Origin of the sequence: Muriicola sp., from assembly GCF_049669965.1 — a bacterium.
In the GTDB taxonomy this organism is placed as follows: Bacteria; Bacteroidota; Bacteroidia; order Flavobacteriales; family Flavobacteriaceae; genus Muriicola.
Map to the genome: position 1 here is coordinate 33,883 of NZ_JBATLB010000024.1, position 11,762 is coordinate 45,644.

Annotated in this window: 11 protein-coding genes; 2 read left to right on the plus strand and 9 right to left on the minus strand. The window is 43.1% G+C overall.

Annotated features, from left to right (window positions below; all coding sequences use genetic code 11):
* Positions 1-88 precede the first annotated feature (88 nt).
* Complete coding sequence (locus tag WBM49_RS01685) at positions 89-529, plus strand: hypothetical protein (RefSeq protein WP_424370328.1); 441 nt, start codon at positions 89-91, stop codon at positions 527-529.
* A gap of 65 nt (positions 530-594) precedes the next feature.
* Here WBM49_RS01685 and WBM49_RS01690 read toward each other — a convergent pair whose 3' ends face one another.
* The 5 genes from WBM49_RS01690 to WBM49_RS01710 form a co-directional block, all read right to left on the minus strand.
* On the minus strand, positions 595-1,269 hold the full coding sequence (locus WBM49_RS01690; RefSeq protein ID WP_424370329.1) for a head GIN domain-containing protein: 675 nt from the start codon (positions 1,267-1,269) through the stop codon (positions 595-597).
* A gap of 68 nt (positions 1,270-1,337) precedes the next feature.
* Positions 1,338-2,420 (minus strand): chorismate mutase, encoded by a 1,083-nt coding sequence (locus WBM49_RS01695; RefSeq protein ID WP_424370330.1) that lies wholly within the window; start codon positions 2,418-2,420, stop codon positions 1,338-1,340.
* Between the two features lie 7 nt (positions 2,421-2,427).
* Positions 2,428-3,288, minus strand: coding sequence for a prephenate dehydrogenase (locus WBM49_RS01700; protein ID WP_424370331.1), 861 nt, complete (start codon positions 3,286-3,288; stop codon positions 2,428-2,430).
* Positions 3,285-4,442 (minus strand): pyridoxal phosphate-dependent aminotransferase, encoded by a 1,158-nt coding sequence (locus tag WBM49_RS01705; RefSeq protein ID WP_424370332.1) that lies wholly within the window; start codon positions 4,440-4,442, stop codon positions 3,285-3,287. Before WBM49_RS01705 ends, WBM49_RS01700 begins: the two co-directional genes overlap by 4 nt.
* Entirely contained in the window at positions 4,439-5,266 is an 828-nt protein-coding gene (locus WBM49_RS01710) for a prephenate dehydratase (RefSeq protein ID WP_424370339.1), read from the minus strand. Before WBM49_RS01710 ends, WBM49_RS01705 begins: the two co-directional genes overlap by 4 nt.
* Positions 5,267-5,670: 404 nt before the next feature.
* Between WBM49_RS01710 and gldA the strand changes: the two genes are divergently transcribed.
* On the plus strand, positions 5,671-6,570 hold the full coding sequence (gldA, locus tag WBM49_RS01715) for a gliding motility-associated ABC transporter ATP-binding subunit GldA (RefSeq protein WP_424370333.1): 900 nt from the start codon (positions 5,671-5,673) through the stop codon (positions 6,568-6,570).
* A 6-nt stretch (positions 6,571-6,576) separates the two neighbouring features.
* Here the strand turns inward: gldA and WBM49_RS01720 are convergent, their stop codons facing one another.
* From WBM49_RS01720 to WBM49_RS01735, 4 genes are all read right to left on the minus strand, one after another.
* Positions 6,577-8,985, minus strand: coding sequence for a penicillin acylase family protein (locus tag WBM49_RS01720; RefSeq protein ID WP_424370334.1), 2,409 nt, complete (start codon positions 8,983-8,985; stop codon positions 6,577-6,579).
* Between the two features lie 15 nt (positions 8,986-9,000).
* Positions 9,001-10,668: a formate--tetrahydrofolate ligase gene (locus WBM49_RS01725; RefSeq protein WP_424370335.1), complete on the minus strand. Its 1,668-nt coding sequence runs from the start codon at positions 10,666-10,668 to the stop codon at positions 9,001-9,003.
* A 6-nt stretch (positions 10,669-10,674) separates the two neighbouring features.
* Positions 10,675-11,259 (minus strand): phosphatase PAP2 family protein, encoded by a 585-nt coding sequence (locus WBM49_RS01730; protein ID WP_424370336.1) that lies wholly within the window; start codon positions 11,257-11,259, stop codon positions 10,675-10,677.
* A 6-nt stretch (positions 11,260-11,265) separates the two neighbouring features.
* Positions 11,266-11,762 (minus strand): DoxX family protein (locus WBM49_RS01735; RefSeq protein WP_424370337.1); only part of this gene is annotated, 497 nt, incomplete at its 5' end.

Genomic DNA, 11,762 nt, shown 5'->3' on the forward strand with positions numbered 1-11,762 from the left:
TCTCCTTACAAAGAAACAATTTTACTTTTACACGAACGGTTATCTTTATAGTGTAAATAACAATTGAACCGTTTAAAAATTAACACAAATGAAAAAAAGTATCTTATTTGTTCTCTTGGTCTCATCTTGTATACTTGGCCTTGAAGCTCAGGAATTTAAAGTTATCACCAGTGTAGAATCTATCGTGCCAAATGGTCTGGGAAGATCAAGGATCATAAACGCGATGGAAGAAAAGGATTACAAGGAATTTACCAGTGTTCAAACTGAGGAAGACAATACTCGTAACAAGTCGGACCGGGGGGAAATCAGAGTGAAAAATTTTGAAGAAACAAAATTACTCAACTTTTACAACCTTGGTGGTATCAGGTTTCAAAATATCGCGGCCAATGACGCCATTATTACATCCATGATCAATACGATGATCTCTGATGGATGGGAACTTGCTTTTGTCACCAGTGCTGTTGAAAGTGAAGCCGGCAAAGGAGACGGACAGGGGATATTTATTAGGCGTTATATTTTTAAGCGCTAATCACCGATTACAAAAAAAAGCCCTGATCCAAACAGATCAGGGCTTTTTTTACCGTTTGTATTTAGCTAATCCTTAATGAAAATGCGACCCCCGGCAAGGGTATTCTTGTTTACTTCTTTTGGATTTCCGTATACGATCACGTCCCCACCGGCTCTTACATTGATATCAACTTTTTCAGAAGCACTGAGGGTAGCTTCACCCCCCGCACTGACTTTTACGGAGGAATAGGCAGTTTTTAAATCTCTACCTTCAAAAATTCCACCGGTATTTAATACGATCACCTGATTCTTTGCTACGCCTGAGGCTTCAATAATACCACCTGTAACGGCTCGGGCATCTAATTGCCTAACGTCCATCCCTATTTTCACCTGGGCCCCTTCCTGCACCTTCACGGTGATGGCGTCTTTCGCCACAGTTTCATTGCATACGATCTGGGCGCCTTCATTTCCGTCAATAATATCAATATCTGTGTAATACACCTCTATCAGCGTATCTTCTCCCTGAAACTTTTTTTCGAGTTGCATCCTTAGTTTTAAGACGCCGTCCTTATTGACAAATTGGATGTCGTCTACATGGTCTCCTTTAATTAAAATACGATTTTCATCTGCCTTGATCAGGTTCACTTCGATCAGGTCAAAGACCTTTATCTCGTTAAACTCTCCAACTTCTTTATCTACAATGCGCTGGGCAAAAGAATTTACGGCTACCAGTACAAATGCGAACAATAGTAATTTTTTCATAAGATGTTTATTAGTGTTTTGATAAAGACAATTGATCACTTAAAATGTTACACTATGCAGGAAAATAATTATGCGTTAATTATTTTTTCCTGATGGTTAATAGATTCCTGGTGAATGGCCTTAAACATTTTTAAGACAAATTCTTCGCTCAGACCTTTCGCCTCACCTTCCAGGATCATTTTCCCGAGAATGGCATTCCATCGATTTGTTTGAAGTACGGCCACATTGCGTTGTTTCTTTAATTCTCCAATCCCATTAGAAACAAGCATACGCTTACCTAGAATATCAATCAGTTGATTATCTATAATATCGATCTGTGCCCTTAGGTTGCTAAGTTTATTGTTGTATTCTGCTTCCTGGTCTGTTTCTTTTCTAATTTTTAAATCGTTCATGATCTGTATCAGTCTTTTTGGGGTTACTTGCTGTGCAGCATCACTCCAGGCATTGTCCGGATCAAAATGGGTCTCAATCATAAGTCCGTCAAAATTCAGGTCCAGTGCGGTTTGAGAAACATCAAAGATCATATCCCTTTTCCCTGTGATATGAGATGGATCATTGATCAGTGGCAGATCGGGGAACTTGGTTTGCAGTTCTATGGCCAATTGCCATTCCGGAATATTTCTGTACTTCGATTTCTCATAGGTCGAAAAGCCGCGATGGATAACCCCCAGGTTCTTAATATCTGCAGAATAGAGTCTTTCTACTGCGCCTAACCACAAGGATAGATCCGGGTTTACGGGGTTTTTTATCAAGACAACCTTGTCTGTCCCCTTTAAAGCATCTGCTATTTCCTGTACAATAAACGGACTCACAGTAGAGCGGGCTCCTATCCACAAGAGGTCAATGTCGTGTTCCAGGGCAAGGTCTACATGCGCCCTGTTAGCTACCTCGGTGGCCGTCTTTAATCCGGTTTCTTTTTTTACCTGCTGCAACCATTTTAAACCAATGGCCCCTACCCCTTCGAAATTACCAGGGCGCGTACGTGGTTTCCAAATCCCGGCACGGTAGTAGTTAACGTCCGTGTCTTTCAATTCATGGGCTATCTGGAGTACCTGTGCTTCAGTTTCTGCACTACAGGGACCCGCGATCACCAAAGGGTGGGAGAGCTCCATTTTATCTAACCAGTTTCGTAAATCCTTCGAATTTTCCATAATGTCCTTATAATTTGTTGAGGGGTATTCCTTTTAATATTTCCTTGATTTTATTTGTATCCTGCATGTCTTTAAATATACCTTCGAGATCGTCATCTTTCAACTTTTGTTTAAAAGCCTCTAAATTCTGAATGTATTCTTCGAGGGTTTCAATGACATTCTCTTTGTTCTGATCAAATATGGGCGTCCACATCGCCGGGGAACTCTTGGCGAGACGCACCGTACTTTCAAAACCACTCCCTGCCATGTCAAAGATATCGCGTTCATTTTTTTCCTTTTCGATCACGGTTTTCCCGAGCATAAATGAACTTATGTGCGATAAATGAGATACATAGGCGATATGTTTGTCATGTGCTTCCGGATTCATATACCGGATACGCATTCCCAACTTCTGAAAGATCTCCAATGCCTTTTCCTGTAATTTAAAGGCTGTCTTCTCTACTTCGCAAATGATATTGGTCTTGCCTTCAAATAGTCCTTCGATGGCCGCCGATGGTCCTGAAAATTCTGTACCGGCTATGGGATGACAAGCCAGAAAATTTCTTCTTTTTGGATGAGACCTAACATTTGAACAGATCAATGCCTTGGTAGAACCGGCATCGATTATTAAGGTTTCGTCCTCAATGATATCGAGCATTCCCGGCAAGGTATTAACAGCAGCATCTACAGGAATCGTCAGAAATAGAATGTCTACTTCCTTTATTGAACGCTCATCTCCTTTGGCATCTATAATTCCAAGCTCCAAGGCTGTTTCCAGATGTGCCTCATTTGCATCCAACCCAATGATATGTACACTGGTGTACACCTTTTTAAGGTCCTTAGCAAATGAGCCTCCAATTAATCCGATTCCTATGATTCCTATTTTCATCCCTGTTTTTTAAAACGCGCTATTGCCTCTTCAATCTTTTCGGCAGTTACGCAAAGAGAAAAACGTATATATCCTTCTCCGTTACTTCCAAAAATGGTGCCCGGGGCAATAAAAATATCCCTGGTATGCAGTATCTCATCTATGAATTCTTCTGACGATTTTGAGCCTTTTGGCAACTTTGCCCATACAAACATACCTACGGCGTCCGGATCAAAGGTGCATTGCAATAAAGTTACGAGTTGAAACATTCGCTTTCTTCGCTGCCTGTATACGGCATCTAATTCCTCAAACCAGGCTTTACCGCTCTGCAGGGCTGCAATCGCTCCTTTTTGTATTCCGTAAAACATCCCGGAATCCATATTGCTTTTTACCTTTAAAACTGCCTCAATGTGTTCTTTTTTGCCAAGCACCATGCCTACTCGCCATCCTGCCATATTAAAGGTCTTACTCAAAGAATTCAATTCTAGCGCCACCTCTTTGGCCCCTTCAATTTCCAGAATGCTGGTAGGGTGGTTCCCTAATACAAAGCTGTATGGATTGTCATTGACCAATAGGATAGAATGCTTTTTGGCAAAGGTTATTAAATCTCTCAATTTTTCAAAAGAAGCCGTAGCCCCCGTTGGCATATGAGGATAGCTTACCCACATTAGTTTTACGCTAGAAAGATCTTCAGAGGCCAGCTTCTCAAGATCCGGAAACCAATTGTTTTCTTCTAAAAGATCATAACTGCGGGGTACTGCACCAATTAATTTTGTGACCGCCTGATAGGTTGGATATCCCGGATTGGGGATCAATACCTCATCACCCGGATTCAGAAAGGCCATGCTTATGTGCATGATTCCTTCCTTAGACCCCATAAGAGGCAGAATCTCATGCTCAGGATCTGCAAGGACACCAAACTTTTCCTTATAAAAATCCGCAATTGCTAACCTCAAGGCTGGTAAGCCCTGATAACTTTGATATTGGTGGGCTCCCTGATCATTCAGGGCGTTCTGCATTGTCTGCAACACCTCCTTAGATGGAGATAGATCCGGACTCCCAATTCCCATATTAATTATTGGCCTGCCTTTGGCCATAAGCCCTCTTACTTCCCTTAGTTTCCTGGAGAAGTAGTATTCTTCTATGGTAGTCAGCCTTTCTGCCGTCTTAATCATACCATCACATTTTTATATTCTCCCAAAACCTTAAAATCCTCCGACATTATCCGGAGAAGCGACTTTGCCTTTTCAAAGTACTCGTACTTATCGAAGGTAACATCTACAAAAAAGGCGTACTTCCATGGCGTCTCTATTATGGGTAAACTCTGTATTTTGGTCAGATTTAAATAACAGTCGCTCATAACATTTAACACAGTTGCCAAACTACCCCTTTTGTGATCTGTAATAAACCGTATGGACGCTTTGTTGATCTCTTCCTTCGGTAGTTCCTTATTTGTTATTTTTACTATGATAAAGCGGGTGGCGTTGTTTTTTATGGTCTGAATTTCGGGTGCGATGATCTGCAATTTAAACAATTCAGCCGCTGCGGCGGGAGCAATAGCCGCTACTCCCTTTAATTGCTGATCCTGAATACGCTTTGCCGTTTCAGCGGTATCCACATCCTCCACCATCTTAATATGCACCTGAGTTTTTAGGTATTCACGGCATTGTAACAGGGCCATGGGATGTGAACGGACCTCTTTTATATCTGCAAGGGTTTGACCTTCTAACGCCATTAAGTTGTGATGTATATTCAGATAGTACTCCCCTATGATATGCAGGTTATTTTCATAGACCAGGGCGTAATTGGGAATTATGGAGCCGGCGATAGAATTCTCGATGGCCATTACCCCTTTATCTGCACGACCATCTAGTAATTGGTCTACCAAGCCATGAAAAGACATACACTCTACCAGCTCTATGTTGTCACCAAAATACTCACGAGCAACCTGGTGATGGTTCGATCCCTGAATTCCCTGTATGGCTATCCTTTTTTTCACTTTAATGGTCACAAAAAAAAAGTCCCGTTTTCTACGGGACTTCTATAGTTATCGTTTCACAATTAGCTATAACAGTCCCTTGCCTCTTTTGTTAAAGAAGTAAAAATAGAAACCGCTCCAGAAATAATTGTTTGTCATGATCTTTAAAACCTCAGGCTAAGGTAATTATTAAATTGAAAAATGCGCCTTTATGGATTTATTTTTTTGAATGTTGATGAATATTGAGAAATAACTGCGAATTTTTTTTCTCAGATCTGTTTTTACTGAGGATTCTGTAATAATGGAAATAAGATAGCAGCATTAACACCTTTTCTGATCTGTTTAATTTAGAAGAAATAAAGCTTCTTTGCCAGTCGTCTTTTTTATGGCACAATGTGTATTTTTACTTCAGAATTAAGGATCATATGTCTATAACGGTTGAGCATCTTACTAAAACATACGGGCAGCAAGTAGCCCTCAACGACCTGTCTTTTAGCATTGCAAAAGGTGAAATTGTAGGTTTCCTTGGGCCCAATGGGGCAGGAAAATCTACTTTGATGAAGATCCTTACCACTTATCTAAAAGCCGATGAGGGTATGGCTTTGGTAAATGGATATCATGTGGAAACGGAAGCTCGGTTGGTTCAAAAGAGTATTGGCTATTTGCCGGAGCACAATCCGCTATACCTGGAGATGTACGTAAAGGAATACCTGCAGTTCAATGCTGAAGTGTACCAGGTGCCTAAACATCGAATAGATGAGGTACTAGATCAAATTGGTCTGAGTCCGGAAGCTCACAAGAAAATTGGCCAACTCTCCAAGGGATACAGACAACGTGTAGGTCTGGCGGCGGCCCTCTTACACAACCCGGAGGTACTTATCCTTGATGAACCTACCACAGGTTTGGATCCCAATCAACTTTTGGAGATCCGTAAGTTGATCCGAGAGATAGGGAAAGACAAGACCATTCTGCTTTCTACTCATATCATGAAGGAAGTAGAAGCTGTTTGCGACCGTGTACTCATCATAAATAAAGGAAGTCTGGTGGCCGATAAGAAATTATCTGATCTCAGGGAGGCAAAGGAACAGATCATTGAAGTGGAGTTCGACTACCGGGTAGAAGAAGCCTTTCTGCAAAAACTTCCACATGTGACCTTTGTTAAGAATACCGTTGGCTTTGTATATGAGATCACCTTTAGTCATACCAAGGACATGAGACCTGTTGTCTTCGATTTTGCACATGACAACCAACTTAAAACCCTTCAATTAAGCCGGAAGAATAAGAACCTGGAAAGCCTTTTCACCGAACTTACCAGCACCCCCTAGGGAACCCTACCTTCTGGGAAGATATTGTACAGTTTGCACCGATACCGAATCTATCTTTTCTCTGGAATAAAAAACAGGGAAGTATTGGTCCTTTGCCCAGGGTTTAAACAAATTACTGTAAAATGGGCTTGCAGGGTTGCCAGACTGGCCAGGACCATTGGTCCCTACGGCAGTATCCCAATCTCCTGTAGAGACGATAAGCCTAAAGGAAGCACCACTGCTCTGTCTATTATTGTTCCCTGTAGATCCCGGGGTATAGCCGTTGCCACCTCTTGGAAGCGGACCCAGATCTAAAGAATCTGCCCACTCTTTCCCCACGGCATCACTTAAGGCATGTTTCATATAGGTATGTTTATAATCTGCTTGTCCGTATTGCCAATCTTCTATCTCCTGTCCCAGGGTATTTTCCAGAGTACTGATAGACGTATTAAATGCGCTTACAAGTAACCTGTCTCTGGCCGCAGCGGCATTCTTACCAAATTTCTCTTCCGGATGCTCCATCCAATCCAAAATTCTTTTCATCTGGATACCAGAAACTATTCCCTTTGCATCTTCAGGGATGAACATTGCCTCTGCCTGCTTTTCTAATTCTCTTTCAAAAGCCACGTAGATACCTGCTTCTATACTATTGGGTAAAAGTTCATGATCCCAGTTTAGCAGAAGATCGCGTGCCTTGGCTGCCTTCCCTTCCAGTGAAAGTCTGGCCAACATTGGGACCAGTATTCTGGCAGGAACAGACAGGTAGTCTACCTGCAGTGCCATCATCTCATCGATCGAGAATTTAGTACCTGCCTTTAAAACCTCCTCCACCCGTTGACCTCTATAGGGGTCCGACCAGGAATATCCAATAGCATCCCAACGATCATAAGAGGCCGGTGTAACATTCTGGTTGGCGGTGGCAATAAACCCACTTTGCGGATTTACGTCATGCGGTTTTTCTACTATGGGCAAGTACCCCTCCCATTCATAACGGCCATCGCCCGGCACCGGTACCAACCCACTAAAATTCTTTCGTATTGGAGCAATGCCAACTGCCTGCCATCCAATGGTTCCTTGTTTATCTGCCCAGATCATATTCTCTCCCGGAATATTACTATAGTTACAGGCTTCCCGGAATTCTTCCCAGGTTTTCGCCTGGTCCATGCGTAGCGACGCCAAATAGGGAGACCCTCCTGGTTCTAGCCAGGCGCATCGAATGGCATATGCTTTATGATGTACACTATCAATAAAAGTAACCGGGCCATGACGTGTGTATCTCAGTGTTATTTTTTTCGGTTCTTTATCTTTGATCGGGATGGTCTCAGTGATTGTCTCCATAGCTTCCCATCCTCCCTTGTACTGGTATTCATTGAGGTTCTCAGGGTTGAGATCATATACATAAAGGTCTTCGCCGTCTGTACTAAACACGGTAAGTCCCCAGGTACCGTATTCATTGTGTCCTATTGAAATTCCGGGGATCTCGGGTTCTCCTCCTCCAATGACATTCCATCCGGGAGCCACCAAATGAGCCATATACCTCAACGATGGGACCGCAATGGTCCTATGGGGATCATTTGCCATGATCGTATTTCCATCCTTGGTTAGCGCACCACTTACTACCCAGTTATTGCTCCCTATGGATAATGAATCTTCTTGTGTTTCGGAATTAAATAGTAGTGCCGTGCTGGTCTGGGTTCCCCGATACGCTGGCACTACATCCTCTTTGTCAAAATACACCGGCCTTCTGTACGCTCTGTAGACGTCTAATATCTCATCATTGAGAAGGGAGCCATCAATGGCAGAATCTATCTCTAAGATGGGTTCTTTGGGGTGAAACCAATAGAGCTCTTTCACAGCCTCTACCCCTATTTTATTCACCGCCATTCCTATCTCCAGTTCGGCGCCAATATTCCCCAAAAGCCCCTGATGCCTGGAAATAACCACGTCCGGGGTCCACTTTTTAGGCGTAATCCCTAACATTTTGAATTCTATAGGTAGATTTTCAGGTTGCTGCAATGCTTCCTCAATATAGGCATTGACCCCTTCTGTGTAAGCGGTAATGATGTTTGCTCCGTTATCGTGATAGTGGTTCATTTCAGTATTGAGATCGCCCCGAAATTTAAAGAGCCTGGTACCAATATCCCGTTTTAATTCCCGTTCACCCAGGATCTCAGCCACTGTACCCGTTGCCTGCCTTCTCCAGATCTCAAATTGAAATAGCCGGTCTTTGGCAGCGGCATATCCCTGTGCATAGAAAAGATCGTGTTCATTCTTTGCATAGATATGATTGATGCCCCAACTATCCCTGACAATTTCTACCGGTTCCTGAAGGCCTGCCAGTCTAACTTGCTGGTCCGTATTTGTCTTACAAGAGCTTATGAATAAGTTTATTACAATAATTAACCCTGTGCTTACACTATTAAATCTGAAATTCATAGGTGTTTTATTTTATTAAAAAAGTCCGGAAATGGTTCCATCCCTATCCATAGCAATGTTTTCGGCGGAAGGGATTGCTGGCAGTCCAGGCATCCTCAAAATATTTCCTGCAATGGGAATAATAAATCCTGCTCCGGTAGCGATCTCGAATTCGCGAATACTGATGTCAAAATTCTCTGGCCTTCCCAGTTTTTTCTCATCATCGCTGAGGCTTTTTTGAGTTTTGGCGATACAGATAGGTAATTCTCCATAGCCCATACGTTCAAATCGCTTCATCTGATTATTTGCCACATTGGATAGGATAACATTGGTGGCCCCGTAAATAGTTTGGCAAATCTTCTCTAGTTTAGTTCGTATGGGATCCGAAAGATCATAACTGGGCACAAACTTGGTCTTGCATGTTGCCGCAGCATTTATCACCAGATCCGCCAGATCCGTACATCCTTTCCCTCCTTCGGCCCATCCATAGCTCAGCGCCGCGGGGACATTTAGTTTTTTACAATGATCTAGAATTAGTTGTTTTTCTGCTTCGGTATCACTGCTAAATGCATTGACCGATATTACCACCGGGATCCCAAAAGTCTGTAAACTTTTAATATGGCGCTCCAGGTTGGGCATCCCGGCTTTAAGGGCCTTTGTATCTTCCTGAGTGAGCTCTGCCAAGGGTTTCCCTCCATGGTATTTTAAGGCACGGATGGTGGCTACAAGGACAATAGTTTTTGGCGAAAGGCCTGCTTGCCTGCATTTAATATTTAAGAATTTTTCTGCTCCCAAATCTGCCCCAAAACCAGCTTCTGTGACCACAAAATCGCCTAAACTGAGGCCCATTTTTGTGCCCAGGATAGAATTGGTCCCCTGTGCTATGTTTGCGAAAGGTCCGCCGTGAATAATAGCCGGGTTACCTTCCAGGGTCTGCACTAAATTTGGCTTAATGGCATCTTTTAGCAAAACGGTCATGGCACCCTGGGCGTTTAGGTCTCTTGCATATACAGGTTTTCCCTCCCAGGTATCTCCTACGTAGATATTCCCACATTTCTCCTGCAGGTCCTCCAGGTTTTTGCACAGGCATAAGATGGCCATGATCTCAGAGGCGGCGGTAATATTAAATCCGGTTTCACGTGGAATTCCACCGGCTTTACCACCCAGGGCCGCAATGATATTCCGCAACCCGCGGTCGTTCATATCCATACAACGCTTCCAAATTACGGTTCTGGGGTCTATGCCAAGGTTGCGGGTTTTACTCTGAATGTTATTGTCTATGAGGGCAGCCAATAAATTATTTGCCTTCTCAATAGCATGAAAGTCGCCCGTAAAATGAAGGTTGATATCCACCATGGGAATCACCTGACTCCAGCCTCCCCCTGCGGCCCCACCTTTAATGCCAAATACAGGTCCCAGGCTAGGCTCGCGCAACACAATCACTGCTTTTTTCTTTCGAAGGTTCAGGGCATCTCCCAGACCTATAGAGGTGGTGGTCTTTCCTTCACCGGCCGGGGTGGGTGTTATGGCTGTAACAAGGACAAGATTTCCCTTTTCTACCGAATCTTCATCTATAAGTTCAAGCGGTAACTTTGCCTTGTTAGACCCGTAATATTCTAATTGATCCTCCGAAATATTCAAGCCTGCTGCTATTTCTCGAATGTGTTTTTCTTTGACGCTTTGTGCGATCTGTATGTCTGTCATAATTTATTAATTAAGGTTCCATCGTACTGAGAGTAGCTTCATATCCTTACGAGCCGAAAAACCTACTTCTATTTTCTGATATTTATATGGTTTAGTAAATATATAGGTGCTTCCAATACCTACGGCGGCTCCACCCAACACATCCCAAATATCGTGATAACCATCCGGCCCTTCCATTCTGCTTACCCCAACCAATGCAGCCAGAATATAAGCGTATTTGCCGTATTTCCACCCATAGCGTCTTTGAATAAAAGAGGCCCCGGAAAATGCAGAGGAAGTATGACCGGAGGGAAAGGAGTCATACGTATTTCTACCTTCAGGTCGTTGCCTTTTAGTGGTGTATTTCAGCGCATAGGTAATTGCCATTGTACTGGCGTAGGAAAAGGCCATTTGTTTGGTGCCTTCATAGTCCTTTTGAAATATCGTTGCCAGGCCTGCAGAAAGAGGCAGGGCTATTTGTAAAACATCTCCAGTATCTTCCAGGACGTATTCCCATCTTTCATGCGTTCCTGCATTACCGTCTTGAGAATGAGCGAACGTCACTCCCAAAAAATACAGGAAAACAAAAAAGGGGAGGACTCGCCTATTCATAGTGTCTTATTTCATTCTCTTTATTATCAGATAATCGAGTCCAAATCGTCCGCAGCCATTGATCAAACTGTATAGCCCTACCCACAGAAATCCCATGGCCGGAAGCATGTTCCAAATGCCCTGGTTCATTTGTTGAAAAAAAATGGCCACCAGCATGGTACAAACAATCATAAAACTTGCGATCCTTGTTTTAATTCCCAAGGCAAGCATGAGTCCGCCAATTGTTTCACTAAAACCGGCTATCCAGGCAAAAGAGATGGGGAACATAGCAAATATTCCTCCAAACCGGGCTACATCTTCCGGAAACCAATACACTACTTCAAAGAGGCCCAGATTCAATTCGGGATCAGTCCAGGGCATCCCAAACTTTGAGGCGCCAAAATCTATGGCCAGCAGCATTCCGCACACAAACCGGGGTATAAAAAGTAAAAGATCGGCCCAAACGTACTTCTGCACTACTGGTTTGTTAACGTAGGCGTACCATTTCAGTATTTTTTTCATGT

Bases quoted from the DNA above. Each gene is read 5' to 3' on its own strand.
- WBM49_RS01685 (WP_424370328.1), top strand. From the start codon at position 89: ATGAAAAAAAGTATCTTATTTGTTCTCTTGGTCTCATCTTGTATACTT.
- WBM49_RS01690 (WP_424370329.1), bottom strand. From the start codon at position 1,269: ATGAAAAAATTACTATTGTTCGCATTTGTACTGGTAGCCGTAAATTCT.
- WBM49_RS01695 (WP_424370330.1), bottom strand. From the start codon at position 2,420: ATGGAAAATTCGAAGGATTTACGAAACTGGTTAGATAAAATGGAGCTC.
- WBM49_RS01700 (WP_424370331.1), bottom strand. From the start codon at position 3,288: ATGAAAATAGGAATCATAGGAATCGGATTAATTGGAGGCTCATTTGCT.
- WBM49_RS01705 (WP_424370332.1), bottom strand. From the start codon at position 4,442: ATGATTAAGACGGCAGAAAGGCTGACTACCATAGAAGAATACTACTTC.
- gldA (WP_424370333.1), top strand. From the start codon at position 5,671: ATGTCTATAACGGTTGAGCATCTTACTAAAACATACGGGCAGCAAGTA.
- WBM49_RS01720 (WP_424370334.1), bottom strand. From the start codon at position 8,985: ATGAATTTCAGATTTAATAGTGTAAGCACAGGGTTAATTATTGTAATA.
- WBM49_RS01725 (WP_424370335.1), bottom strand. From the start codon at position 10,668: ATGACAGACATACAGATCGCACAAAGCGTCAAAGAAAAACACATTCGA.
- WBM49_RS01730 (WP_424370336.1), bottom strand. From the start codon at position 11,259: ATGAATAGGCGAGTCCTCCCCTTTTTTGTTTTCCTGTATTTTTTGGGA.